The following is a 24,389-nucleotide window of genomic DNA, read 5'->3' on the forward strand; positions in this document are numbered from 1 at the left end:
CTGTCCACCGACGAATATAAGCACAGTGATACAACTTCCCGATACGCTCTCTCTTAGCCACCGTCAAAGCCTTGATCTCGGTAGTGTTACCCCCGCCAGCCAGGCATTTGTCACCGCAGAACTCGCTTCGCGTATTGAGCAGCCCCTGCTGTTGATCACCCCGGATACCGCAAGTGCTTACCGCCTTGAACAAGAGCTGCATTTTTTCGCCGCTGGCTTGCCCGTCAAGCTGCTCCCCGACTGGGAAACTCTGCCCTACGACACCTTCTCCCCGCACGAGGATATTATTTCCGAGCGGCTGCGCTGCCTGACTGAAATTCGTCAGATGACCCGCGGCGTCGTTGTGGTGCCAATCACGTCGCTCATGCAACGCATCGCCCCACCGGAATACCTGGGCAGCCACAGCCTGTCGCTGAAGCGTGGTCAAGCCGTCGACTTAAATGCCTTCCGGCTGGAATTAGAAAATGGCGGTTATAACAACGTCACTACCGTCTTTCAGCACGGCGAATACGCGCTGCGCGGCGCCGTGTTGGATATTTTCCCCATGGGTAGCGACCTGCCCTACCGCCTGGACTTTCTCGATGAAGATATCGATAGCCTGCGCAGCTTCGACCCGGAAACGCAGCGCAGCCTGGAACAGGTTGAGGCAATCGACCTGCTCCCGGGGCGGGAATTCCCGCTGGATGACGACGGCATTGCCGGATTTCGCCGGCGCTGGCACGAGCGCTTCAACGTCGACCACCGCAAATGCCCGGTTTATCAGGATGTGAGTAGCGGTATTGCCCCGGCGGGCGTTGAGTACTACTTACCGTTATTTTTTGAACGCTGCGGCACCCTGTTCGACTATTTACCGGACAATGTCACGCTGCTGCGCTGCGACGGCATAGAAGCCGCCGCGGACCACTACTGGCAGGACATTCACCAACGCTACGAGCAGCGCAACGGCGACACCCAGCGCCCCGTGTTAAGCCCCGCGGAGCTATTCCTGCCGGTGCCAGACCTGTTTGCCAGCATCAAACACTACCCCCGTCTGCGCCTGGGCCGAGACGGCGTCAGCAACCCTGAACACAACCTGGCCGCTGAATCCCTACCCGTCCTCGACATCGACAGCCGCGCCGGCGACCCCGTGGCGGCGCTGCGCGCATTCAGCGAAAACCGGCGGATATTACTGTGTGCAGAATCGGCGGGGCGGCGCGAGGCACTCGTAGAGCTGCTACAGCGCCACCATCTGCGCCCCACCCTGATCGACAGCTGGCAGGCCTTTGAAAGCGCCGACTGCGATTTGGCGATCACTACCGCCGCCCTACAGGAGAGTTTCGCGTTCAGCGCGCCGACGGCTTTCGCGGTTGTCGCCGAGCCGCAGTTGTTTGGTCGCCGGGTCGCACAGAGTCGACGGCGGCGCAAAAACACCAGCAACAATGCCGAAGCGGTAGTCCGCAACCTTGCAGAGCTGCGCATCGGCGCACCCGTTGTCCACGCCGATCACGGGGTGGGCCGCTACCTCGGCCTACACAGCATTGACGTAGACGGGCAAAGCAATGAATTCCTGACTCTGGAATACGCCGACAATGCCAAGCTGTACGTGCCAGTGTCATCACTGCAACTGATAAGTCGCTACAGCGGTGCCGACGAGGAACTGGCTCCTTTACACAAACTTGGCAGCGACCAGTGGAGTCGCAGCAAACGCAAAGCCGCTGAAAAAATTCGCGACGTTGCAGCAGAGCTGCTCGATATTTATGCCCGGCGCGAGGCGCGACAGGGCCGCGCCTTTTCATTGAGCGGCGACTATCAGCAATTTGCGGATGACTTCCCCTTCGAAGAAACGCCAGATCAACAGCTGGCGATCGATGCGGTACTGAGCGACTTGCGCTCCGAGCAACCGATGGACCGACTGGTATGTGGCGATGTCGGCTTTGGCAAAACCGAGGTCGCGGTTCGCGCCGCATTTGTTGCCGTGGAAAACAACACCCAGGTCGCGATCCTGGTGCCCACCACCCTGCTTGCCCAGCAGCACTACGAGTCCTTCCGCGATCGCTTTGCAGACTGGCCGGTCAAAATTGAAGTGCTGTCGCGCTTTCGTTCAGCAGCCGAGCAAAAGCAAGTAATCAGCGACCTGCAAGCCGGCAAGATCGATATTCTTATCGGCACCCACAAGCTTCTCAGCAGTGATATTCGCTATGCCAATCTCGGCCTGGTCATCATTGATGAAGAGCACCGCTTCGGTGTTCGTCAAAAAGAGGCCCTCAAAAATTTGCGCGCCGAAGTCGACGTGCTGACGCTGACCGCCACACCGATCCCTCGAACATTGAATTTGTCGATGTCGGGCATTCGCGATTTATCAATCATTGCCACCCCACCAGCGCGGCGTTTATCGGTAAAAACCTTTGTTCGCGAGCGTGACGACGCGCTGATCAAAGAGGCGATACTGCGAGAGATTCTGCGTGGCGGTCAGGTTTATTACCTGCACAATGAAGTCAAAACCATTGAAAAAGCCGCGCGCGAACTCGAGGCGATGCTACCGGAAATACGTGTCGGTATTGGTCATGGACAAATGCGCGAGCGCGAGCTTGAACAAGTAATGAGCGACTTCTACCACAAGCGCCACAATGTCCTGCTGTGCTCGACCATTATTGAAACAGGTATCGATGTCCCGAATGCCAACACGATAATCATTGAACGCGCCGATAAATTCGGACTGGCGCAACTCCACCAACTGCGAGGTCGGGTCGGACGCTCCCACCACCAGGCCTATGCCTATCTGCTAACGCCTCCGGCCAAGCAGCTCAGCCGCGACGCCGAGAAGCGCCTGACCGCCATTAGCGAGGCCGACGACCTCGGCGCTGGCTTTACCCTTGCGACGCACGACATGGAGATACGCGGCGCCGGCGAGTTGCTCGGCGAAGGCCAGAGCGGCCAAATACACTCCATTGGCTTTAGCCTTTATATGGAAATGCTCGACCGCGCCGTAAAAGCCATTCAAGCAGGGAAAGCAGTGAACCTCGAAGACAGCCAAGCTGACCACACTGAGGTAAACCTGCGTATTCCTGCGCTGATCCCGGACGATTATTTGCCCGATGTGCAAGAACGCTTAATGCTCTACAAGCGCATTGCCAGCGCCACTAGCGACAACGCGCTGCGCGAGCTACAGGTGGAAATGATCGACCGCTTTGGCCTGCTCCCCGAGGCCTGTAAAAACCTGTTCCGCTGTGCCCAGCTCCGCCTGAAAGCAGAAGCGCTGGGTATACGCAAAATCGAGGCATCAGCGGGAGGGGGTCGCCTGGAATTTGCCGAAGACACGCAGGTGGATCCAATGGCTATTGTTCAATTGGTGCAGAAAAATGCTCTGCGCTACCAACTTGATGGCGCTAACGCTATGCGCTTCAAAGAAGAGGTGGAAAGCCCCGAACAGCGTATTAGTGCCGTTGACGACTTGCTAGCAGCACTGACACCCAGTACAAAGTAAACGTCGATGACGGCGCTTAACAACAAGAGACCAGGATATGCCCCGCTTTCAACTCGCTACGCTATTTTTACTTGCTGTCGCAATTGCCGCGCCACTGCACGCTGAGCCCGACAACCGTTACCAAATCGATATTGTGGTCTACGCCAATACCGATCCCGCAGCGAACAATGCCGAGGCATGGCCAGACAACCTGCACCTGCGTTACCCGCGAGATTGGCAAAGCTTGAAAGACACAGGCCGCGGGCACTTGCAACGCACACAGCAGCACCACCCACAATTCGCCAAAGCCCTACGCTCTCTGCAGCTGTCGTCGCGCTACCGTATTCTTACTCAGCAAAGTTGGATTCAAGACCTGCAACCACGCAGCAAAGCACCAGCTATCCTCATTCGCGGCGGGCGGGAAGTCGGCGAGCACTTCGAGCTTGAGGGCTATATTCGCATTGCCTTGGAGCGCTACCTATATGCGCAACCCATGCTTTGGCTTTCTCAGTTCGGTGAACGCGGCGGTAATTACTACTTGCCCCGCCATCCCTACCGACCCGCACCGGAAAACGAGGACGGCTTTGTCGATGAGGCGTTTGAAAATAGTCCAGAGTACGCCGAATTTTTAAAACAGAATCCCCAGCTAGCAGATGCTGAGCCCGCAATCCCTGCCGGGGCGGAGCCGGTAGAGCGCATCGTGGTAATGAAGCAGGAGCGCCGCATGCGCAGCGAAGAGTTACACTACATCGACCACCCCTTGTTTGGCTTACTGGTTATGATCAGCAAGCCTCAGGAATTACCCGTGGCTGGCGATAGCGTGGGAGAGTAACGACTTTACCTGCAACATTCCGGTATCAATAACGGCCTGAATATCTTCCATCGTAATGAGTGTATCGCTCAGGCCAGCACCGGGATTCACCACCAGGCACACGGAGGCGTAATCCAGACCGGCCTCCCGAGCGAGTGCCGCTTCCGGCATTGCGGTCATACCCACCATATCGTTGCCATCGCGCGCCAAGCGGCGTATCTCTGCAGCCGTCTCCAAACGCGGTCCCTGGGTTACCGCGTAGGTGCCGTAGGGCTCAATATCGATATCCGCCTCCTGGGCAGCGGCGCATAATCGTAACCGCAGCTCTTCACAGTAGGGGTAACTGAAGTCCACGTGCTCAACTTTGCCATCACGACCATCGTAGAAGGTATGTTCGCGCCCCCAGGTGTAGTCATTGATTTGCTCAGGTAATGCGATAACACCGGCAACAAAGCGCTCGCTGATTCCCCCTACCGCATTCACTGCGATCACTTCCCCTGCGCCAACAGCCTTCAAGGCGTGAATGTTCGCGCGGTAGTTAATAGCATGTGGCGGCAGCGAATGCCCCACACCGTGCCGGGGCAAAAACAGGAACTCCGCCCCCTGATACTCCATATGCTGAACAGGTGCACTGGGCTCACCGTAGGGCGTTGACACCGCTTCACTGCTCAACATGTGAGCGCCCGGCCAATCACACAGCCCTGTACCGCCGATAACTGCAATGGGTCTACGCATTTTTTTCGTCTCCGGCCGCTCCGCTTTGGCGAGCAGCATTTTCGATCTGTAAGGGGTCCATTTTCACCGTAGTGGTGGGGAACGCCACATCAGCACCATGCTCGTGGACAATCTCTAAGACTTTTAGCAAAACATCTTGCTTAATCTCGTGGTACTTCACCCACTGGGTTGTCTTGGTGAAGGTATAGATAAAGAAATCCAAGGACGACGCGTTGAACTTATTGAAGTTCACAATCAGCGTTTTTCTGAGATCAATCTCGGGGTGCGCTTCCAGCATGGTTTTTACGTCGCTGATAATGCCGGGTAACTTGCTCGCATCTTCATACCTTACGCCCACCGTTTCATAGATACGCCGGTTCAGCATGCGCGATGGGTTCTCGACGGCGATCTGCGTAAACGTGGCATTGGGCACATACAGTGGGCGCTGGTCAAAGGTGCGAATTCGGGTCTGCCGCCAACCAATATTCTCTACCGTGCCCTCTATCTCTTTATCTGGGGAGCGCACCCAGTCGCCCACAGAGAATGGACGGTCTAAATACACCATCAGGCCACCAAAAAAATTCGCCAACAAATCCTTAGCGGCAAAGCCCACCGCTATCCCGCCAATGCCGCCAAAGGCCAGCACACCAGAAATGCTGTAGCCAAGGTTCTGAAGGATCATCAACACCACAACAATGATGACCGCGCTTCGCACCAGTTTGCCCAGCGCCATCACCGTTGTTTGGTCGATCGGCTCGTCGCTATCGCTGTATTCTCTGGAGAGCAGGCCCGCTTCGATCTCGTGAACCAGCTTCACTAGAAACCAGCCCAAAATCGCCATCACCGCAACGGCTCTGAACGGTTGCAGGGCGGTAAAGATGTCGGCGTCAGTGCTACCGGCGATAATCTCCAATACGTGACTGGCGCCGACCACCCATATCAACAATACCAGCGGACGACGCGCAGCGAGCAAAACGGCATCGTCCCACAAGTTATGCGTGCGTTTAAAACGCTCGCCCAGAACATTCAGCAAGCGGCCTGCCAGTAAGTTCGCCGTCAGAACAATAAGAACAACGATGAACACTTCCGTGAGCCAAGGGTAGCTAGAAAACTCTATACCTTTAATCCAATCCATCGACATCAAACGCTGCCCTCTACTTATACAGATTGCTTGTTAACCCCGAGCCACTTATTCATTAGCGTGCTAAAAAACGGGGTAAAAAAAAAGAAAATCAGTTTAACTTAGCCGGCCATCTTACTGAAAGTGCGAAGATTTAAACTTGAAGCCCATAACAACGACACAAAGCCACACCCGGGCTCTCGGATAAATCCCTACTGGACAGCCCGATGGGACATGATAGCTTGGAGATACGTACTTTAGGAGGTGAACGCTATGGCATCATTAAATGCGTTGATAGGCTGCTGGTACAAAGACCTGGAAACCGGTCAGCAGTTTGAAGTTGTGGCTACAGATGAAGGCCTGGACACAATAGAAGTGCAATTAATCGACGGAGAAATCTGCGAGTACGATTTGGACAGTTGGAGGCAGCTAAAGCTCACCAGTATTGAAGAGCCAGAGGACTGGCGAAATGCATTCGAGCTCAGCGATGACGACTACCGCCATTGGGATGATGGCATCATGCCGGAGCAGATCGGCAACCCGCTACACGAAATCGAGAGCGATGTTGTCAACGGCATCCTCGATGAATTCTAGCCACTGAAACACTGAATTTTCCGCGCTCCCCCTCCTGCCTGCCTTCGGGTGGGCTTCTTTTTGTCTATCCTCCCACTTTCAGCCAACATCAAAATACCCGTTCGCGGCTTGCACAGAACAAAATACTGTATATACTCACAGTTACTGTATAGATAAACAGATGCCAGAACATGGAAAAATTAACCGCCAGACAAGCGCAAGTACTCGAGCTGATAAAAAGCCATATCGACGATACCGGCTACCCACCAACCCGTGCAGACATTGCCAGAGAGCTTGGGTTTCGCTCACCTAACGCTGCCGAAGAGCACCTCAAGGCTCTGGCCAGAAAGGGCGCGATCGAAATTATACCCGGCGCCTCAAGAGGCATTCGCCTTCCAGAAGACCTCGGCATTCCTATTGTTGGTCAGGTTGCTGCGGGTAGCCCTATATTGGCTCAGGAGCACATTGAAGACCATTGCGCGATTTCGCCAAACCTATTTTCTCCCTCGGCCGATTACTTCCTTCGCGTGCGCGGCGACAGCATGATCAATGCCGGAATATTTGAAGATGATCTATTGGCCGTACACCGCTGCCAGGTGGCACAGAACGGACAAATCGTCGTTGCGCGAATTGGAGATGAGGTCACTGTAAAGCGCTTGCAACACCAAAAGAACAAACACCAATTGCTATTAATCGCCGAAAACCCCGACTACGCCCCCATTGAAGTTGACCTGCGAGAACAGGACTTCGCCATTGAAGGCTTGAGTGTGGGTGTACTGAGACGCGGGAGTTAAGCATGGCACTGATCGAACAAACATCACTGTTCTCAAACGCTCAGCAGCACAACGCTGCTACGCGCATTACCGATATCGTGTTGAGCAGTCAGGCGCACCTGTCACGCACGCTGCTGGCCGCCATGCTAATGCAGCTAAGCGGACAAACTGAGGAGCGTTGGTTGTGCTGGGTTGCAGACAGACCTCTCAAACCATTACTCGATGCCTGTGGCAAAGATCGCGGCCAGCGAATATTACAGGTTGTGGCGAACGGCGGCAGCCTCTGTAATATTGCGGCTCGAGCGCTGGAGCGCGGGAAAAGTCACACCGTGGCGGTTTTGACGAACACTCCCCTCAGCACAGAACAACGCTGCGCTCTAGAGCGAGCAGCGCTGGCTGGCGACGCCGAGTGCCTGGTGATACAGCTTCAAAATTAACAGCCAAGAGGGACTCAGCAGCCACAATACATAAGGGGTAAAGAGGTGCTCTACATCCTAGTGGAGGGTCTTTGATGGGGGGTGAATATCGTCCTGATCGTCGTCTTGTGCTTCAGCAGCGTCGTCACTAAGCTCTTCGCTCACAACCTGCGCAGCTTCTAGTCCAGCCTGCACCATTGCACGGGCGATCTCTAAACATGAGCCTGGAATTTGCTCTCTGGCCTCACTTGAGAACCGGATCATCACCAATGGCTTTTCGTCGCCTTCGGAACGCTGAAGCACGATATCGCCATTTGCCAATTCAACCAATTCTAAATAAGCCAGCACAGAGTTTCCCTTGTTTGTTATCACCACGCGTTAACGCGTTTGCTAAGTGTAACAAACCCAGCGACCAGTAGGCCAATCTGTCAGTAGACCGAGCTATCAATACTCCAGGAGTGTGCTTCGGTGTCTCGCGATCAACTCGCTGAGGAACTGCAAGCAGCCCTTAGCAAGTTCAATATCGTCCTGATCAGAAACCGTAACGGTGCTTAGCAGCGACGGATTGTACTGTTTTGCATCACCGGGCTGGCGCACAAAACGGTAGTCCAGCATCCACTTCAACTGATCATCGTGTATTTCGCGATCAGCCAACTCTGCAATTTCCGGAGGATGCGCGGCCTTCGTCAATACTTGAGCAGTCATACGCCCAGTGGGCAGAGTCTGGCTGTACAGCGGTTGCTGGATGAGTAAGTCGGCCAAATGGCACTCGTAGGCCAGCCGTAGCTGCCACAACGCAGACTCAACACAAGCTCGCTGATAATGCCCGCTCCACTGTGGCTCGGCGTCCCTTTCACTGTCAGCGAGATACTGCTTAGCGAAGTGTAAATGGAGGTTGCACTGCCCCCGGTAACTCTCTGACATACGCCCTACTTCGCTTTCTTCACTGGCGATTTTTTAGCCGCTTTTTTCTGCTTTACATGCGCCACCCATTTACCGCCTTCATAAAAGGCGGACCAACCACTGGGTTTGCCGTCAACCTCAGACTGCACATACTGCTCCTTGGTCTTACGGCTGTAGCGAATAACAGTATCTCGCCCCTCGTTGTCTTGCACTGGCGCAGAAAACAAGAAAGCGTATTTAGGATCGATCTCTGCCTGGTGAGGCAGAATCTCTTTCACCTTGGGTGCCCGGGTTTCACGGTTTTTGGGGAAGCCACTGGCAGCCAGGAAGAGTCCGGAGGCACCGTCGCGGAGTACGTAGTGGTCATCGACTTTTTCACACTGCAACTCCGGCATAGGAACCGGGTCCATTTTCGGCGGTGCCGCTTCGCCGTTACGCAGTAATTTGCGTGTGTTTTTGCAGCTCTCGCTCGTGCAACCGAAATACTTGCCGAAGCGCCCCGTTTTCAGCTGCATATCGGCACCACACTTATCACATTCGATAATTGGGCCGTCATAGCCTTTAACCTTAAAGGCGCCCTGCTCAATCTCATAGCCGCTGCAATCGGGGTTGTTGCCACAAATATGCAATTTGCGACTTTCGTCTATCAGGTAACTCTCCATTGCCGTGTTGCACAGCTTGCAACGGTGCATACTACGCAAGACCCGAGACTCTGCCTCTTCGTCTTCCGCATCAATACTAATAAATTCCTCGCCGGGAACCAGATTGATGGTTTGCTTACAACGCTCTTTGGGCGGCAAGGCGTAACCCGAGCACCCTAAAAAGACACCGGTGCTGGCCGTGCGGATTTGCATATTACGCCCGCACTTCGGGCAGGGAATATCCGTTTCGGTGGGCTGGTTGCTGCGCATCCCATCTTCACTGCCCTCCGCTTTTTCGAGGGTCGCCCTAAAGTTGCTGTAAAACTCATCCAGCAGCGCCGTCCAGTTTTTGTCGCCAGACGCAACACTATCCAGGGACTCTTCCATTCGTGCGGTGAAACTGTAGTCGAGAAGATTGCTGAAACTCTCAACTAGACGATCGGTAACAATGTCGCCCATTTTTTCGGCGTAGAAGCGTCGATTTTCGACTTTTACGTAACCGCGGTCCTGAATCGTCGAAATAATGGACGCATAGGTCGATGGCCTGCCGATGCCGCGCTTCTCAAGCTCTTTAACCAATGCTGCCTCGCTGTAACGCGGCGCAGGCTTGGTAAAGTGTTGGCTGGGATCAATCTCAAGCAACTCAAGGTGATCTCCGACTTTTACATCGGGCAGTTCCTGATCGTCGTCTTTTTTGCTCGCAGCCGGCGGCTGAACCTTCATAAACCCATCAAAGCGCATCACACGCCCGCGAGTACGCAGCTCAAACTCCCCCGCTTTGACCGTGATAGACGTGCTGGTGAACTCAGCAGGCACCATTTGGCAGGCAACAAACTGCCGCCAGATCAAGGTGTAAAGACGCTCCGCATCTCGCTCCATGCCGGACAATTGGGTCGGCTCGACATTGACATCGGAGGGGCGAATCGCCTCGTGAGCCTCCTGAGCACCGTCTTTGCTTGAGTAGCGTTGGGGCTGCTCAGGCAGGTAACGCGTGGAAAAATTCTGCTCGATGTAGCCTCGGCAGGCTTCCACAGCGTCATTACTCAAATTGGTCGAGTCAGTACGCATATAGGTGATATAACCCGCCTCGTAGAGGCGCTGCGCCAGCATCATGGTTTTCTTAACGCCAAACCCCAAGCGCGTACTCGCCGCTTGTTGCAGCGTAGACGTAATAAAAGGCGCGCCAGGCTTGCTCCGCGTCGGCTTGTCTTCGCGGCCAGCTACTTCAAAGCTTGCGGCTTCAAGTGCGGTCACCGCCGCCATTGCTGACTCTTTGCTATTGGGCCGGAAGTTGTTCGCCCCCTGCTTTTTGACTTCCAGACGCAGCGGCCCTGCCGCAGCGCGATTGTTCGTATGGATTTGCCAGTATTCCTCTGGCACGAAAGCGCGGATTTCCTTCTCGCGCTCAACTATCAGGCGCACTGCCACCGATTGTACTCGGCCTGCACTCAAGCCTCGTGCAATCTTTGCCCACAACAGTGGCGAAACCATATAACCAACAACGCGATCGAGAAAGCGACGCGCCTGCTGGGCATTAACCCTGTTGATATCGAGCTCGGTGGGAGCGGAAAAGGCTTCTTGAATCGCCTTTTTGGTAATTTCGTTGAAAACGACGCGCTTGTAGCGCGAGTCGTCGCCACCAATCGCCTCGCGCAAATGCCAGGCTATCGCCTCCCCTTCGCGGTCAAGGTCGGTCGCGAGATAGATGGTGTCGGCATCGGCGGCCAGCTTTTTCAGGTCGCTGACGACTTTTTCTTTGCCGGGCAGTATTTCATAGCGCGCCTTCCAGCCTTTTTCCGGGTCTACGCCCATTCTCGCCACCAACTGCTCACGCGCCTTTTTCTTTTTGTGGCGCGCTTTCTCTTCCGGCGACATTTTGCGCGTTAGCGCGGCGGCCTTGGCGCGCTCCTTCGGATCTGCCCCGGCCTTGCTGCTGCCGCTAGTGGGTAGGTCCCGGATATGGCCCACACTGGACTTAACAACAAAATCTGACCCCAGATATTTGTTGATCGTCTTAGCTTTGGCCGGCGACTCCACGATTACCAGAGATTTACCCATATTACCCTTATCTGCAAAATGCGATTAGATGACGCGCCAGTGGCGAGGCGACATATATAAGTGTTCAATCCTCGGTGGTCAAGGCTGGTCACAATAATGCCAACCCGACATCGCCCCTAAATGGCTTCCTTATTTTGCTCAATCAGCGCAAAACGGGGCGTTGAGGTACCGTCGATATCAACATGCTCGAGAAACATATCAACAGGCCGAACCCATAGCTCTGACTGCCCGTACAAGGGGCGATATACCACCAGCAGCTCTTCGGATTCACTGTGACGCGCTACGCCGTAGACCTGGTACTCACCACCTTTATAGTGCCGATAACGACCAAGCTCTACCTTTGTCTGTTGCGACATACTCCAACCTTAATCTGATACTAGTGTATTGAGGATATCAGCCAAATTTTCAACTGCCGCGATATCCGCGTTCGCCTCGCGCCAAAACACTTTTACCATTCGGCCACTGGCCTCGATCACTATGGTGTCTTTCGGCAGCCGGTCACGCAGGCCGGCAATGCGATCTTGCACCGCAGCAGGCGGACCGGGCACATCGTCTTCGGCGCCATCGGGCCAATATCGCCAACGCTCGCCGGCGCGGGCTTTTGGCAGTGTCATGGCATAGCATAGCCCGTTGACGGTTTCTTCCTTGCGCACTTTTTGGCGACGGGTTTGCGGCAGCTGAGTGATCTGCACGGTAACACCCAGCGCTCTCGCCCGATCGCGAAGCGCCGCCTGCAAGCGCTGGCGCGGGCTGGGAATGATCCACAATATCGGCGCCAACATAAATGCTAAAACCGCCGCCGCGATGATCCAGAACATGGTTATCCTTAATAAATCATTGCACACTGGTCGTACAACCCGTGCTATAAAATGTCGTATAGACTCACCGCAAGTACAGCGCAAGGAGAAACCATGGCCAACTACCAACGGATATTGACGGCGATCGACCTATCGGATGAGGCGATTCCGGTATTGCAACGCGCGGCAGCCATGGCCCGCCAGCATCAAGCGGAATTGCATCTTCTACACGTCGTTGAACCCCTGAGCCTGGCCTACGGCGGCGATATCCCCATGGACTTCTCAGGGATACAGGAAGAGCTGCAACAACAAGCGGAAAACAGTCTTAAGCGCTATGCCGACCAATACGGCATTCAAACCGACAACTGTCACCTGCTTACTGGCCGCCCGGAGGCCCACATCCACCAACTCAGCGAAGAGCTAGACTGCGACCTGATTGTCGTGGGCAGCCACGGCCGCAAAGGGCTCGCCCTGCTACTTGGCTCCACAGCAAACGCGGTATTACACGGCGCCAAGTGCGACGTTTTGTCTGTGCGAGTGGGTTAGTCTCCCGCCGCCTCAGACAATTCCATCCAGCGCTCCATACAGCTATCCAGTTCCTCTTGGAGCGCCGCTAAGCGCGCCAGCGTATCGTTAACCTTTTGCGCGTCCTGCTGATAGAACTCAGCACTGGCGCTCTGGTCGCTCAACTGCTGCAGCTGACTCTCCAGGTCGTCAATCTTGTCAGGTAAATTGTCGAGCTCGCGCTGATCTTTATAACTTAACTTCTTACGTGCTGCTTTTTTGGCCGGCGCAGCCGTCGCTTTCTTCTCGCCTTTTGGTTTTTCAGGCGCTACCACCGCCCTGCGCGCCTGGTAGGCGGCCACTTCGCTATACCCGCCAATGTGCTCACTGATATTGCCGTTACCTTCGAACAGCAGACAGCTGCTGGCGACGCTGTCGACAAAAGACCTATCGTGGCTGACCAGTAGCACGGTTCCTTTAAAGTCAACGAGTAAGCTCTCCAGCAGCTCGAGGGTCTCCATATCGAGATCGTTGGTCGGCTCGTCCATCACCAGCACATTTGCCGGCTGCGTAAACAGGCATGCCAGCTGCACGCGTGCGCGCTCACCCCCTGACAGCACACCAAAATGGCTGCGAGCACGCTCAGGTGTGAACAGAAAATCACCCAAATACGACATGATGTGCCGTTCGCTGCCATTGATCGAAACCGATTCTCGCCCCTGGCCGACGATATCTACCACACGCTCGTTGGGGTCTAAGCGGTCGCGCAATTGATCAAAATAGGCGACTTGCAGATTGCTCCCCTGCTTGACCTCGCCGCTCTGAGGAGCCAATTCCCCCAGTATCAACCTAAGCAGCGTCGTTTTACCCGCGCCGTTCGGCCCAATCAAAGCCAGCTTGTCGCCGCGATTCAGCAACAGGTTAAAGTTTTTCACCAAGTCGCGGCCGGGCACACTAAAACAAACATCGGTCAGCTCGGCAACAATCTTGCCGGTTTTTGTCCCTTCGTTGACGTTCAGGCGCGCAGTACCCTGCTGCTCACGGCGCTGGGCGCGCTCCCTACGCATTTGCTCAAGCGCCCTGACCCGCCCTTCATTGCGCGTGCGCCGCGCTTTTATACCCTGGCGAATCCAGACTTCTTCCTGGGCCAGACGTTTGTCAAACAACGCATTGTGCTCAGCCTCGACCTCTAGCTCGTGCTCGCGCCGCTGCAGGTACTGACTGTAAGTGCCGTCGTAATTTTTCAGTTGCCCCCGATCCAGCTCAATAATTCGGTTAGCCAGTGACTCAATCAGTGCACGGTCGTGGGTGACGAAAAGCACGCAGCCACCAAAGCTTTTAACGCATTGCTCTAGCCACAGAATGCCCTCAACATCGAGGTGATTAGTCGGCTCGTCCAGCAGCAATACATCGGGCTCTGCGACGAGCGCCCTCGCCAGCGATACGCGACGCAACCACCCACCGGACAGGGATGAGATCGGGGCTTCAGGGTCTAGCTCCAGGCGGCTCAGGGTCGACTCGATACGCTGCTGAAAACGCCAACCATCCGCCGCTTCAATTTGACGCTGTAGACGCTCCAACGCTTTTAACGAGGCATCATTCATTTCGCCGTGCGTCAGACTGTGATAGCCCTTCAACAGATCACCGAGTTCGGAAAGGCCACCTGCAACGACGTCAAAAACACAGTCATCTGCCGACGCGAAGTCCAGGTTTTGCTCCATTCGCGCAATGACCAGCCCTGGCTGGCGCCAAAACTCACCCGCATCCGGCTGAAGGCCACCCTCAACCATGCGCAATAATGTCGACTTTCCGCAACCATTGCGCCCAAGCAAACAGACGCGATCACCATCATCCAGCTGGATATCAGTGTTATCCAACACCGTCTGCTGGCCAATGCTGTGTTGCAATTGAGTGCCGCGAATTAAAGGCATATAGTGGTTTCCATGGGTATTAAGGTTAACTGCCGCGCCATATCGCTGGCCGGAAAAGCAGGTGCACAAGGATGATAAACAAGACGATTGGCACGCGACTCTTCGCGCTGCTTGTTTCAATTGGCGCTGCATCATGCTGGGCGGATAATGCCCAGTTGAACGAGCAGCGGCAAGTATATCGTGAAGCCATGGATGAAATCAGCCGCGGTCGCAGCGAACAGGCCGAGCGCCACCTTCCCGCACTCGCCAACTACCCGCTGCTCCCCTACGTTGAACTGGAGTTGTTAAAAGCACAGATTGACGACGTGGCTAGCGGCACGATCGACTACTATCTACAACAATACCGCAACACCGTCGTTGGTAGCCGTATTCACATTGCCTGGCTACACCAGCTGCGTCGCGCGGGGGACTGGCCGCAATTTATACGTTACTACCGAAAAAAGCCCCTCAACAGCCTGCGTTGCGCCTATATTAGCGCCCTCCGACATACCGGCGACAACGCCTTAGCGGATAAAGAAACGCAAAAACTGTGGCATACCGGGCACTCGCTGCCCACACGTTGCGATGGCGTATTAGATCAGTGGCTCAGCCGCTTAGCACCACAGGAACGCCATCAACAACGCCGCCAGCGAGCGCGCCTGGCAATTGCCGCTGGGCAGCACAATCTAGCGATCTATTTACTTAAAAACGTACCCGGCAGCGATGACGCGCTCGCGCTGCTTAAGCAGCCCAGCCTGCTTTATACCCGTGGCTTCGAGTTGTCGGCCAACGACGACAACCGCCAGCTGGCACTGCTTATCCTGCGCCGCTTGGCAAAAAGCGATTTCGAGCGTGCAAATACGCTCTGGCACCAACTAGAGCGGGAATTGTCTTTCAGTAGCCAGCAAAACTACGCGCTGCGTGACGCCTTCGCCCGGCAAATTATCGCCAGCGACGCGGAATACGCCCGGGATTGGATTAACGCCAATGACCCCGCCTTTGAAGACCCCTACCTCACCGAGTGGCGCGTAAGGCTCGCGTTAAAAGATGGCGACTGGGAGGCAGTACACCACTACATTGCCCTACTGCCGACCAAACTGCGCCAGCAGCCAGACTGGCAGTACTGGTGGGCACGTGCCGACATTGAAAAAAACCAGCGATTCACACCCGAAGCAGAGATGCGGCTTAGGGCCATGGCGACTGATCGCGGCTACTACAGTTTTATGGCGGCCGATTTATTGAATCAGGAATATCGCTTGGGCCACCAACGCAACCTCGACCCCAGCTTGGTGAGCGAAGTACAACAACACAGCGCCATTCTGCGCGCGCGCGAGCTGTACTGGCACGGCGCAACAACCACAGCCCGACTTGAGTGGCGCCAGGCAATGCGAAGCTTAAACACCGCAGAACAAATCGCGGCGGCGCAACTTGCTTTGGATTGGCAGTGGTCTCACCAGGCCATCGCCACCGCTATTCAAGCGGGGCAATGGGACGATTTGTCTCTGCGCTTTCCCACTCCCTACCAGACGGTCTTTGCGCGTATCGCCGAGAAAGAAAATATCGACTTGAAATGGATATACGCGATCGCCCGACAAGAAAGCGCCTTTGCCAGTGATGCCCGTTCCCCCGTTGGTGCCCGCGGTTTAATGCAGCTGATGCCCGGCACCGCTCGCACCCTTGCACGACAAATGGGGCGCCCCGTCCCCCGTGGTAAGGAGTTACTGGAACCCGACACCAACATCGAAATGGGCGGCTTTTACTTGGGCCAGCTACTCAAGCGCTTCAACGGCAATCGCATTCTCGCCACCGCCGCATACAACGCTGGCCCGTCAAGAGTGGAAAGAGTATTGATGCGCCAGGACAGCAATATGCCGGCAGATATCTGGATAGAGAATTTACCCTACGGCGAGACCCGTGAGTACATCAAGAATGTGATGGCCTTCAGTGTGGTGTACGGCAAAAAGCTGCAACTGAGCAAACCTATTCTGGCTCAGCATGAGCGGCGGATCAGCCCCTTCGAGGAGCTTCAAACGCCCTGAGCTAAGCCAGCACCTCAACATCGCCGCCAAGGGTTATCCGCCCTTGGCCGCGCTGAATAACATTCTGCCCAAAAATGATATTTTTTCCCTCACTACAGTGCTCACGCAACAGCGAAAAAACAGCCTTTTCACGCTCGCCCGTCTGCGGATCAATGGTCGGAATCGCGCAGCGGGTGCAGGGCTTGACCACATCGAAAGTAACATCGCCGATACGCAATTGCTGCCACTGCCTTTCCGCAAAGGGTGGCGCGCCGTCAACAACGAGGTTGGGCCGAAAACGCGCCATCGCCAGTGGCTTACCATAGCCTTCAGATAAGGCATCAACACTCTGCTGCAAGCACAGCAAAAAGGGAAAACCGTCGGCAAAGCTGACTCTGTCACCGCGCTGAGCATAAGCGGTATCGACCTGCCGGTGAAAATCATCGGCCATATAACACAGTCGTACCTCCACCCCGAGCCGGCGGGACAACCACTGGGCAGCTTCATCACCACCGTCCGCGGCCGAGCAGCGGTCCTGCCAAACAACAACAGCCATGTTATGACTGCCAGTGGGTTTCACCACCGGCTGAGAGTCGCCGCTGCTCAAGTCTTCCAGGATAATGCCGCCATCGATTTGCCTTGCATGCAGTCGACACATCTGCGGCAACTGCCTTTGGCTAAGGAATTGGCCACGGTGGTCAACAACCATCCAGCGCCGATCGCCATGCGGCCCCCAATCACTGACATCAAGCGTCGAAAGGGACTCTCCGGCCAACGATTTTACCGGATAGCGCCACAATCCACTTACTTGCACAACGCCTCCCCCTCACTGACAAAGGTCACAACGGCAGCGCTATCAAACGGCCACTGCAACTCCCTGTCGCCATCGCCTAATACCGGGATACGCTCCCCATAATCGGCAATCAGGGCATCACTCTCAGCGATATCCACCACTTCTATTTGCCACTGCGGATGGCTGGCAAGCAAGTTAGCCAGCAGGGCTTCAGCTTGCTCACACAAGTGGCACGCCGAGGTGCCATACAGAGTTAATTCACGCATACTTGGTCCAAAAAAAAGCTCGGCAACTGCCGGGCTCCAGGTCAGGTGTTAGGCCATTATAAGTCGTATCCGACTTCGTTGTGGCCAGTAATGTCCAAACCTTCCGATTCTTCATCAGCGGTAACGCGCAGACCAATCAACTTATCAACCAGTTTAAACAGCGCAAAACTCACTACCGCGGTATAGGCAAAGGTCGACCCGATACCAATAAGCTGCACTTTCAGCTGCTCAACAATTGTCACGCCCTCGGCCAAGCCTTGACCACTGAAAACCCCCAGCTCACTGCTGGCAAAAATACCGGCGAGGAAGGTACCGAGAATACCGCCAACACCGTGCACGGGGAATACATCCAGTGAGTCATCAATTTTCAACACTTGCTTGATCCACAGCGTGCAATAGAAACAAATAATGCCTGCGCTCAAACCAATCACCACCGCGCCCGCCGGACCAACATACCCCGATGCTGGTGTGATGGTACCGAGCCCAGCCACCATACCGGTCACAGCGCCCAGCGCACTGGGTTTACCGTAACGCCACCATTCGACCAGTGACCAAGTGAGGCAGCCGGTTGCCGCTGACAGGTGTGTCACCAGCATTGCCATACCGGCGTCGCCATTGGCCGCCAGCGCGCTACCGGCGTTGAAGCCAAACCAACCCACCCAGAGCATTCCCGCGCCGGTGAATGTCATCGTTAAGTTGTGGGGCGGTAAGGCAACATTGCCAAAGCCATTACGCGGCCCCATTACCATCGCCGCTACCAGCGCGGCCACGCCGGCGGTAATGTGCACAACCGTGCCCCCGGCAAAGTCGAGCAGCCCCATTTGGCCGAGCCAGCCACCACCCCATACCCAGTGGGTAATGGGCGCGTAAACGGCCAGCAGCCACAGTGCCGAAAACAGCATCACGGCAGAAAAGCGAATACGCTCAGCAAAACCGCCCACGATGAGTGCCGGCGTAATAATGGCGAATGTCATTTGGAACATTACGAACACCGTCTCGGGGATATCTCCCACCAAGCTGTCTTCCCCTACTCCGGCCAGAAGAACACGGCTGAGACCGCCGACAAAGTCGTTGCCATCAGAGAACGCCATACTGTAGGCCACGGCAAACCACAACAGCGAGGCCACACAGGTAATACTAAAGCACTGCATCAGCACACTGAGGATATTCTTACTGCGGACAAGACCGCCGTAGAACAGTGCCAGCCCGGGTAAGGTCATGAAGAGAACCAACGCCGTGGACGTTAAAATCCACGCCGTATTCGCGCCATCGGCTTCTGCAGCGAGACTGCTTTGCGGCAGCAATGCTGCCAATGCAACAAAAATGGGCAGAGCCGCCCGAACGACAGGAATTTTCATTTACTTTTCTCCAAACTCGCGCAACAAAACGCACTATTTATAAGCACAACCCAGTGAAGCAGCACCGTTAAGGTGCATATTGACGCTAATTCGCAATGACATCGAATTAGCCCTCCCTCACCAGAAAGATATTTTTCATTTAATTTCAAATAGTTATCAATTTTCGACGGCGACTGCGCAGTGTTGCCCGCGCCGTTAATTACCACCGAAAGAGACCGCTGCCCCGCTTCAAAGCAATATCCATGCCCAAAATGGGGCGAGCGCACCATTTTCTTGCAAATTCGTTTTCAGTGACGGAGCGCGTGATAGGTCGAGGCATTCAAGCCCAGATAACGTAGAATAGGCCGCCAACAACGATAACAAGGGAGAACAGTGTGTTTTCCAAACCAACTGCCAGAGTCTTAGCGATTTTGGACTTGTTTATGAGCCACCCCAGCAAAGCCTACGGCTTAACCGAGCTGACGCGCATACTGGGCCTGAACAAGGCCACCTGCCACGCCATATTGAGTACCATGGCCCGCTACGGCTTTCTCGCCCAGGACAGTCGCAGTAAAGCCTATCGCTTGGGGCCAAGCATCGCCGCCGCTGGCATGTCAGCCTTTGCCCAGTTTCCCGTGCTTGAAGTGGCTCGCCCGCGACTGGAGGCGCTCAGTAAAGAGCTGCAGCTGGGCTGTGGCCTGATGGGACGAAGCGGCGACCAGCTCGTGCTGCTCACTAATTACGGCATCCCAGAGCGCCTGGAATTTCCTTTCCACCAAGGCCTGCGTCTGCCCAATGCCGCGCCATTAGGGGCCGCTTTTATCGCCTGGTCGTCACCGAACAAGTTGCAACAATGGTTAGATAGCGCTCAGGCACACTTGCCCGAGTGGGATGAAAATCTAGATAAACGACTGCGCATTTCCGTTATTGGCATACGTGCTCGAGGTTTTGAAGTGACCTTGATTAGCGAGGCAGAGGCCGCGCTGGAGCGGGAATTAGCCAAACCGAAAGAAAACTGGAGCCTTGAGGAAGTCGCTGAACATGTGCAGCACTACCGGGAGTCACTGTGCCGCAGCCACTACCACCTTGACCGTATTGAAGAGGGCCGCCAGTACCATGTCGCCAATATTGCTGTGCCTATCTTCGCCAGTGGTGAAGAGCCGGAACTGGTGATTTCAGCGGGCAGTATTCGCCGCCCCGTGTCGGCGCCGGACATCCTCGCCATCGCCGACCGCCTAAAACTCGCGGCTAAAGAAATCAGCGAAGCCGCCACCGCAACCCTGAGCTACCCCCAGCCTGACCAGGATCCGCCGACCGCATGACCGAAGATCGCCAGCAATACCTCAAGAAAAAGCAATTTTTCCAACAGCTGCTCACTATTTACGGCCGTAAGCCGGTGCTCGAGGCGCTACAAAACCCACAAGTTCGCATTTATAAACTGCACTTGGCGGACAGCAATCGACGCGACGGCATCGTCAAAGAAATCGTAGACGCGGCGGAGCGCGAAGGGATTGAGGTCGCCTGGCACGAGCGCCGTGCCCTATCGCGGATATCGAAAAATGGCAAACAAGACCAGGGGGTTGCTGCGGACCTGCAGCTGAAGGCGTATCGGCCCTGTAGCGATATACCGGCAAGTCGCGACACCACTACTCGGCGTATCTATATCGCGCTCGATGGCGTTAACAACCCTCAAAACCTGGGCATGATTATTCGTTCGGTGGCGGCAAGTGGCATCGATGGCTTAATACTGCCCAAAAAGGGCTGCGCCGCGCTGTCACCGCTGGTGATCAAAGCCAGCGCCGGAGCCCTGTTCAACTGCCCTATTTTTCACTGCGACACACTTCAGCCCGAACTGCAGCGCCTCCAAAAAGCCGGGGTGGAGATCGCCTGCCTCTCTTCCCACGCCGAGCAATCGCTCTTCGAAAGCCAGTCTGACACTAGCCGAGTCTATGTATTGGGGAATGAAACTGAGGGGGTGTCGTCGGCCACACAGGCACTGAGCGACTGCGCACTGCAAATACCGATGGCCAATGGTGTGGAGTCACTCAATGTCGCGGTAACCGCCGCCCTGTTGGCCTTTAGCCATAACAGGGCGGGCGTATAGCGCGGCGCTACTTGGCCAGGTAGGCCATCGCCTCTTCGAGGCCGCCCAGAGTCATGGGGTACATCTGCCCTTCCATAATCTGCTCAACCATGCCAATGGACTGTGTCCAACTCCAATCTTCGGGCGGCACGGGGTTTAGCCATACCACTTTGTCAAAGGTCTCGCGCAGGCGCCGCATCCACAGCTCTCCGGCCTCGTCGTTCCAGTGCTCGACACTGCCGCCTGGCTGCACGATCTCGTAGGGCGACATTGACGCGTCGCCGACAAAGATAATTTTGTAGTCCGCGCTGTATTTGTGCATCACGTCGAGCAGCTGTATTCGCTCACTGTGACGACGCACATTGCTGTCCCACACCGACTCATACAGAAAGTTATGGAAGTAGAAATACTCCATGTGCTTAAACTCGCTGCGCGCGGCGGAAAACAGCTCCTCGCAAACGCGAATATGCGGGTCCATAGAGCCGCCCACATCAAAGAACAGCAGCACTTTAACGGCGTTATGGCGCTCCGGCACCATCTTCAGGTCCAGCAGACCGGCATTGCGGGCCGTCGACGATATCGTGTCGTCGATATCCAGCTCGTCGGCCGCACCGCTGCGGGCAAACTTGCGCAAGCGGCGCAGCGCGATCTTGATATTACGCGTACCAAGCTCAACCGAGTCATCCAGGTCGCGAAAGTCGCGGCGCTCCCAGACCTTTACGGCTTTCTTGTTTTTGCTTTCACCACCGATTCGTATGCCCTCGGGGTGATAACCACTGTGGCCAAACGGTGAGGTACCGCCGGTACCGATCCACTTATTCCCGCCCTCGTGGCGTTCTTTCTGCTCTTCTAGCCGCTTTTTAAATTCCTCAATGAGCTTATCGAGGCCACCCAAAGACTCAATTTTTGCCTTTTCTTCCTCGCTGAGCTGCTTCAAAAACTCTGTACGCAACCAGTCATCGGGAATCAGCGCCTCAATCACGTCGTCAAGGCTCGATAGGTCATTGAAGTAACGCGCAAACGCCTTATCAAAGCGGTCGTAATACTTCTCATCCTTCACCATACAGACGCGAGCGAGCTGATAGAACTCGTCGACGTCCATGAAGGCGAGCCGCGCCTCAAGGCCGGCCATCAAGTCGAGTAGTTCACGAATACTCGCCGGAACACCAGCATTTCGCAGGCCAAAGAAAAACTGAACCAACATAGACTAGCGGCTCTCGCGACGATGCATAAAGGCCAGCCGTTCAAGCAGGTGAACGTCTTGCTCGTTCTTCAGCAATGCGCCGTAGAGCGGCGGGATAGCCTTGCTCGCATCGCGATTTTTAAGAATTTCTTCGGGGATGTCATCGGCCATCAGCAGCTTCAACCAGTCAATCAATTCTGACGTTGAGGGCTTTTTCTTCAGGCCCGGAATCTTGCGAACATCGAAGAAGACTTCTAGTGCTTCCTGAACGAGGGTTTTGGAAATATCGGGATAATGAACCTCCACGATTTTCTCCATCGTTTCGCGATCGGGAAAATTAATAAAGTGAAAGAAACAACGGCGCAGGAAGGCATCTGGCAGCTCTTTCTCGTTGTTGCTGGTGATAATGATAATGGGACGGTGCTTGGCGCGAACGGTTTCACCCGTTTCGTATACAAAGAACTCCATGCGGTCCAGTTCGACCAGCAGGTCATTCGGGAACTCGATGTCTGCCTTGTCGATTTCATCGATCAGCAGCACCACCTGCTCATCGGCGGCAAACGCTTCCCAGAGTTTGCCGCGCTTAATGTAGTTGGCAATGTCGTGCACTTTGTCATCGCCCAGTTGCGAGTCACGCAAACGCGACACCGCATCGTACTCATACAAGCCCTGCTGAGCCTTTGTGGTGGATTTGATATGCCACTGGATCAATTTTTTACCCATTGCCGCCGCTACTTGCTCGGCAAGCAGGGTTTTACCCGTTCCGGGCTCGCCTTTGATCAGCAGCGGGCGTTGCAGGGTGACGGCGGCGTTTACCGCCATGCTCAGCTCTTCGGTGGATACGTAAGAATCAGTACCAGTAAATTTCATCAACTCGTCCTACTCGGGCGCCCGGTTTTATTATTGCCGGACGATCATTACACTGGGCGGCGCTGGCGCCACACTATCTAATAGTCAACGCGAAGCCTACTTGGCTGCTCGACTTACGGCAAGCGTCGCAGCGGCCAGCTATAGTATCGAGTCAGGACAATTTGCCGTGACATTACACTGCCAGGATCAAGGAAACCCAAAATGACCGCAATTTTCGACGACATCAGCCGCAGCATTGGCGAAACGCCGCTCGTGCAGATACGCAGAATCAGCCAACACCGGATTCTTGTAAAACAGGAATCGCGCAATCCTGCCAATAGCGTGAAATGCCGAATTGGCGCCAATATGATCTGGCAAGCTGAACAGAGCGGCGCGCTGAAACCCGGCATGGAAATTGTTGAGCCAACCAGTGGTAATACCGGCATCGCACTGGCCTTTGTCGCCGCGGCTAGGGGCTACCCCATCACATTGACCATGCCCAACACAATGAGCCTGGAGCGCCGCAAAGTACTCATTGCACTGGGCGCCAAACTCCATTTAAGCGATGGCGCCAAGGGGATGAAGGGAGCCATCAGTGCCGCTGAAGACATTTGCGCCCAGGACCCTGAGCGTTATTTTATGCCGCAGCAGTTTAAGAATCCCGCGAACCCAGCGATTCACGAACAGACCACCGGCCCGGAAATTTGGCGGGACACCAACGGCGATATTGATATTTTAGTTAGCGGCGTCGGTACCGGCGGCACAATCAGCGGCGTGTCTCGCTATATTAAAAACCACTGCAACAAAGCCATCTGCTCAGTAGCCGTGGAGCCGGAGAGCTCGACGGTGATTCGCCATGCACTCAACGGCGAAGAACTCAGGCACGCCCCGCATAAAGTTCAGGGCATCGGCGCAGGCTTTCTGCCAGACACGCTAGACCTAAGCGTGGTAGACCGCGTTGAAGCGATAAGCGATGAAGACGCCATGCGCTGGGCGCATCGGCTAATGAAAGAAGAAGGCATTCTGGCCGGCATTTCCAGCGGCGCCGCGATGGCCGTTGCCGAGCGCGTAGCCAGTGAACCTGACAATGCCGGCAAAACCATTGTTGTGATCCTGCCCGATTCGGCGGAGCGCTACCTCAGCAGCCCACTATTTGACGGCGCCTTTAGCGAAATCGAGAGCTGACATCACCCTGCAG

Annotated in this window: 23 protein-coding genes; 10 read left to right on the plus strand and 13 right to left on the minus strand. The window is 55.3% G+C overall.

Annotation, left to right across the window (positions count from 1 at the left end):
• Positions 1-25 precede the first annotated feature (25 nt).
• A complete protein-coding gene (mfd, locus tag AC2Q8J_RS02945; RefSeq protein ID WP_486452055.1) occupies positions 26-3,463 on the plus strand; it encodes a transcription-repair coupling factor in 3,438 nt (1,145 codons plus the stop codon).
• A 37-nt stretch (positions 3,464-3,500) separates the two neighbouring features.
• The gene (locus AC2Q8J_RS02950) at positions 3,501-4,274 is read left to right on the plus strand and encodes a CsiV family protein (RefSeq protein ID WP_286840132.1); all 774 of its coding nucleotides are present in this window, start codon (positions 3,501-3,503) and stop codon (positions 4,272-4,274) included.
• On the opposite strand, the gene AC2Q8J_RS02955 is transcribed toward AC2Q8J_RS02950, so the two are convergent.
• Both AC2Q8J_RS02955 and AC2Q8J_RS02960 read right to left on the minus strand, forming a co-directional pair.
• Positions 4,242-4,988, minus strand: a complete 747-nt coding sequence (locus tag AC2Q8J_RS02955) for an S-methyl-5'-thioinosine phosphorylase (RefSeq protein ID WP_486452056.1) — start codon at positions 4,986-4,988, stop codon at positions 4,242-4,244. The two genes, AC2Q8J_RS02950 and AC2Q8J_RS02955, sit on opposite strands and share 33 nt — an antisense overlap.
• A complete protein-coding gene (locus AC2Q8J_RS02960; protein WP_288363260.1) occupies positions 4,981-6,108 on the minus strand; it encodes a mechanosensitive ion channel family protein in 1,128 nt (375 codons plus the stop codon). The genes AC2Q8J_RS02955 and AC2Q8J_RS02960 overlap by 8 nt, the downstream gene beginning before the upstream one ends.
• Before the next feature lie 252 nt (positions 6,109-6,360).
• Between AC2Q8J_RS02960 and AC2Q8J_RS02965 the strand changes: the two genes are divergently transcribed.
• From AC2Q8J_RS02965 to AC2Q8J_RS02975, 3 genes are all read left to right on the plus strand, one after another.
• Complete coding sequence (locus AC2Q8J_RS02965; protein ID WP_486452057.1) at positions 6,361-6,681, plus strand: DUF6763 family protein; 321 nt, start codon at positions 6,361-6,363, stop codon at positions 6,679-6,681.
• 170 nt (positions 6,682-6,851) lie between these two features.
• Positions 6,852-7,454 (plus strand): transcriptional repressor LexA, encoded by a 603-nt coding sequence (gene lexA, locus AC2Q8J_RS02970; protein ID WP_486452058.1) that lies wholly within the window; start codon positions 6,852-6,854, stop codon positions 7,452-7,454.
• 2 nt (positions 7,455-7,456) lie between these two features.
• Entirely contained in the window at positions 7,457-7,870 is a 414-nt protein-coding gene (locus tag AC2Q8J_RS02975) for a hypothetical protein (protein WP_027872604.1), read from the plus strand.
• A 57-nt stretch (positions 7,871-7,927) separates the two neighbouring features.
• On the opposite strand, the gene AC2Q8J_RS02980 is transcribed toward AC2Q8J_RS02975, so the two are convergent.
• The 5 genes from AC2Q8J_RS02980 to AC2Q8J_RS03000 form a co-directional block, all read right to left on the minus strand.
• Positions 7,928-8,197, minus strand: a complete 270-nt coding sequence (locus AC2Q8J_RS02980; RefSeq protein WP_204995494.1) for a hypothetical protein — start codon at positions 8,195-8,197, stop codon at positions 7,928-7,930.
• Between the two features lie 96 nt (positions 8,198-8,293).
• The gene (locus tag AC2Q8J_RS02985; protein ID WP_486452059.1) at positions 8,294-8,773 is read right to left on the minus strand and encodes a DUF6586 family protein; all 480 of its coding nucleotides are present in this window, start codon (positions 8,771-8,773) and stop codon (positions 8,294-8,296) included.
• Between the two features lie 5 nt (positions 8,774-8,778).
• Positions 8,779-11,451: a type I DNA topoisomerase gene (gene topA, locus AC2Q8J_RS02990; RefSeq protein ID WP_486452060.1), complete on the minus strand. Its 2,673-nt coding sequence runs from the start codon at positions 11,449-11,451 to the stop codon at positions 8,779-8,781.
• A 116-nt stretch (positions 11,452-11,567) separates the two neighbouring features.
• The gene (locus AC2Q8J_RS02995) at positions 11,568-11,807 is read right to left on the minus strand and encodes a DUF1653 domain-containing protein (RefSeq protein ID WP_286694148.1); all 240 of its coding nucleotides are present in this window, start codon (positions 11,805-11,807) and stop codon (positions 11,568-11,570) included.
• Positions 11,808-11,816: 9 nt separating this feature from the next.
• Positions 11,817-12,269 carry a hypothetical protein gene (locus AC2Q8J_RS03000; RefSeq protein WP_286694147.1) on the minus strand — a complete coding sequence of 151 codons (453 nt, stop codon included), beginning with the start codon at positions 12,267-12,269 and terminating at the stop codon, positions 11,817-11,819.
• A 93-nt stretch (positions 12,270-12,362) separates the two neighbouring features.
• Here AC2Q8J_RS03000 and AC2Q8J_RS03005 point away from each other — a divergent pair, with 93 nt between their 5' ends.
• Positions 12,363-12,794 carry a universal stress protein gene (locus AC2Q8J_RS03005; protein ID WP_027872610.1) on the plus strand — a complete coding sequence of 144 codons (432 nt, stop codon included), beginning with the start codon at positions 12,363-12,365 and terminating at the stop codon, positions 12,792-12,794.
• Here the strand turns inward: AC2Q8J_RS03005 and AC2Q8J_RS03010 are convergent.
• Positions 12,791-14,683: an ATP-binding cassette domain-containing protein gene (locus AC2Q8J_RS03010; protein ID WP_204995499.1), complete on the minus strand. Its 1,893-nt coding sequence runs from the start codon at positions 14,681-14,683 to the stop codon at positions 12,791-12,793. The genes AC2Q8J_RS03005 and AC2Q8J_RS03010 overlap by 4 nt on opposite strands.
• A 71-nt stretch (positions 14,684-14,754) precedes the next feature.
• Between AC2Q8J_RS03010 and AC2Q8J_RS03015 the strand changes: the two genes are divergently transcribed.
• Positions 14,755-16,701, plus strand: coding sequence for a transglycosylase SLT domain-containing protein (locus AC2Q8J_RS03015; protein WP_486452061.1), 1,947 nt, complete (start codon positions 14,755-14,757; stop codon positions 16,699-16,701).
• Between the two features lies 1 nt (position 16,702).
• On the opposite strand, the gene AC2Q8J_RS03020 is transcribed toward AC2Q8J_RS03015, so the two are convergent.
• The 3 genes from AC2Q8J_RS03020 to AC2Q8J_RS03030 are packed head-to-tail and all read right to left on the minus strand — an operon-like array spanning position 16,703 to position 19,097.
• Positions 16,703-17,494 carry an MOSC domain-containing protein gene (locus AC2Q8J_RS03020; protein WP_486452062.1) on the minus strand — a complete coding sequence of 264 codons (792 nt, stop codon included), beginning with the start codon at positions 17,492-17,494 and terminating at the stop codon, positions 16,703-16,705.
• Entirely contained in the window at positions 17,485-17,739 is a 255-nt protein-coding gene (locus tag AC2Q8J_RS03025) for a glutaredoxin family protein (RefSeq protein ID WP_204995502.1), read from the minus strand. Before AC2Q8J_RS03025 ends, AC2Q8J_RS03020 begins: the two co-directional genes overlap by 10 nt.
• 56 nt (positions 17,740-17,795) lie before the next feature.
• On the minus strand, positions 17,796-19,097 hold the full coding sequence (locus AC2Q8J_RS03030; protein ID WP_424145921.1) for an ammonium transporter: 1,302 nt from the start codon (positions 19,095-19,097) through the stop codon (positions 17,796-17,798).
• A 374-nt stretch (positions 19,098-19,471) separates the two neighbouring features.
• Between AC2Q8J_RS03030 and AC2Q8J_RS03035 the strand changes: the two genes are divergently transcribed.
• Positions 19,472-20,398: an IclR family transcriptional regulator gene (locus AC2Q8J_RS03035; RefSeq protein ID WP_486452063.1), complete on the plus strand. Its 927-nt coding sequence runs from the start codon at positions 19,472-19,474 to the stop codon at positions 20,396-20,398.
• Positions 20,395-21,180 (plus strand): TrmH family RNA methyltransferase, encoded by a 786-nt coding sequence (locus tag AC2Q8J_RS03040; RefSeq protein WP_486452064.1) that lies wholly within the window; start codon positions 20,395-20,397, stop codon positions 21,178-21,180. Before AC2Q8J_RS03035 ends, AC2Q8J_RS03040 begins: the two co-directional genes overlap by 4 nt.
• Before the next feature lie 7 nt (positions 21,181-21,187).
• Here AC2Q8J_RS03040 and AC2Q8J_RS03045 read toward each other — a convergent pair whose 3' ends face one another.
• Positions 21,188-22,363, minus strand: a complete 1,176-nt coding sequence (locus AC2Q8J_RS03045) for a vWA domain-containing protein (protein WP_027872619.1) — start codon at positions 22,361-22,363, stop codon at positions 21,188-21,190.
• A gap of 3 nt (positions 22,364-22,366) precedes the next feature.
• Positions 22,367-23,212, minus strand: coding sequence for an AAA family ATPase (locus AC2Q8J_RS03050; protein ID WP_027872620.1), 846 nt, complete (start codon positions 23,210-23,212; stop codon positions 22,367-22,369).
• Positions 23,213-23,413: 201 nt separating this feature from the next.
• Here AC2Q8J_RS03050 and cysK point away from each other — a divergent pair, with 201 nt between their 5' ends.
• On the plus strand, positions 23,414-24,376 hold the full coding sequence (gene cysK, locus AC2Q8J_RS03055; protein WP_204995506.1) for a cysteine synthase A: 963 nt from the start codon (positions 23,414-23,416) through the stop codon (positions 24,374-24,376).
• Positions 24,377-24,389: the final 13 nt, after the last annotated feature.

The sequence above is a fragment of the Spongiibacter sp. C9W genome, assembly GCF_057370015.1.